1 protein-coding gene is annotated in these 2,249 nt (G+C 39.2%); it reads left to right on the top strand.

The annotated features are described in order from the left end of the window. Positions 1 to 2,084, top strand: a 2,084-nt coding sequence (locus tag AC22ZQ_RS14205) for a TonB-dependent receptor (RefSeq protein WP_318959419.1), incomplete at its 5' end; no start/stop codon positions are given. Positions 2,085 to 2,249 lie beyond the last annotated feature (165 nt).

The following is a 2,249-nucleotide window of genomic DNA, read 5'->3' as shown; positions in this document are numbered from 1 at the left end:
TTACTGATAGTGTAGGTCGGTTTACGATTACGGCAGACTTAACTTCAACGATTAGTCTACGTGTAAGTGCTTCGAGCTACAGTCAGAAATTAGTAAAAGTAAATCCCCAAGAACAACAAAACATTAACATCAGCTTACAACCAGAGCATTTGAGTTTTGATGAGGTAAGCATACAAAGTACCTTGGGTGAAGTTGCTCAGTACAATATTGTGGAGGTAGAGCGCAGAGAAATCAGTGAATTGAATGAAGTTGCAAGTGTTGACCTGGTAGACGCCTTGGCCAAAATTCCTGGAGTAAATCAAAGTAAACTTGGAGTTGGTATTAGTAAGCCCGTGGTTCGTGGGCTAATGGGGTCGAGAGTATTGACGTACCTGAATGGTCTGCGAATAGAGAACCAGCAGTGGGGGGGAGATCACGGTTTGGGGATAGATCAATTGGGAATTGGAGCAGTAGAAGTCATTAAAGGTCCAGCCTCACTTTTATATGGAGCCGACGCATTGGGAGGAGTAATTTATCTCATCGATGAGAACTATGCTGCGCGTAATACCGTGGAGGTGAAAACAAATACGGCTTTTGAAAGCAATAACTTGATGACCAAGAATCAGTTGGGGTTAAAGTATGCCGGAAAAAAACTGAGGTTCAACCTTTATACGAATTATAACAACGCAGCAGACTATCAAATACCTGGAGGTAACTACATCAAAAACTCGAGATTTTACAATAGAAATATTAAATTTTCAACGGGGTTTAACACCAAGAAATGGGTGGGTAATTTGCGTTATAATTATTCCAACGCACGTTACGGAATACCTGGGCACACACATGATACTGTGGTAGAGTATGAAGATTTTATCAGCGATAAACCTTCGAGAAATTTGGCGCTTCCTGCACAAGTCATCAACAACCACTATCTATTATTTGATAATGCATTTTACTTCAAGAACTCTACGTTCAAAGTGAAGTTGGGACAAAGCTTAAATCATCTCCAAGAGTTTGAAGAGAAATTCACGATTCCTGCTTTGAGTATGCAGTTAAATACAAGCAGCTTAAATGCCAATTATAGTTTCAACTGGAGAAAGATAAACATGGTTGTGGGTACACAAGCGTTGTATCAAACCAATACAAACAATCCTTCTGCAGAGGAAAGTATTTTACCCGATGCCACGCAGCAAGACCTGGGACTTTTCGCCTTGGTGAAAGGTCAGTTGAAAGGTCTGGATTACCAAATGGGAGTGCGTGGTGATGTAAGAAATTTAGCCACAAGAGGAGGTAATGCTATCCATAGAAATTACCAGAGTTTTAATTATTCTGCGGGAATAGCAAAACAATGGCAACAACTGGTGTTAAGACTTAACCTTTCTACAGGTTTTAGAGCTCCCCATAGTTCAGAATTATTGGCAGATGGTGTACATCATAGTAGTTTGAGTTATGAGTTAGGTGATGTAAATCTCGTGAGTGAAAAGGCACAACAAATTGATGCGAGTGTCGGTTTAAAAGGGAAACACGTGGAGTTGAATGTCGTTCCTTTTTACAATAGAATTAAGGATTTTATTTATTCACAACCTACGGGTGAGTTTGTAGATAATTTCCCCTTGTATCAATACCAGCAGGCACAGCGTGTGGATATGTATGGTTCTGATATACAAGTGCATTTTCACCCGCATGCCATTCATGACTTACACATTATATCTAGTTTTAGTTATTTACAAGCTTCCTTTGCCAATCAAGATGCTTTGCCTTTACAACCACAAAACAAAATTAATTTAATGGCGAGTTATAGTTTCTTTAGTAAGCACAAATTCTCATTGTCTAAATTCGTCTTGAACATGGATCAATTCTTGGCTCAAAATAGACCTGGGATTATGGAAACTGCAACTCCCGCCTTTTTATTGGTGGATATGGCGCTCCATTTTAAAGTAAAAACAAAACAAGATTTCGCCTTTCAATGCGGCGTGAGGAATCTACTCAACGAAAGTTATGTACCCCACCTTTCTAAATTGAAAAATTACAACATCCCTGCACAAGGTAGGAATGTTTACATCAGCATTTTATTAAATTTAAAATACAACACCCATGAAAAGTAAGTCAGTTATGATGGCCTTTGGAGCCTTGGTATTCGCATCATGTTCAAAAACAGGTTGTCACGAATGTCATTACGAGGATGCTCAAGACCAAGAGGTTGAATTAGGAGAGTACTGTGATGAAGATTTAGAGCAAATCGAAAAAGATGGATATACCGTAGATGGTAC

The organism is Lishizhenia sp., assembly GCF_057456495.1.
Note: the sequence above shows the minus strand (reverse complement) of the source record. Positions and strands in the feature narration are given on the sequence as shown.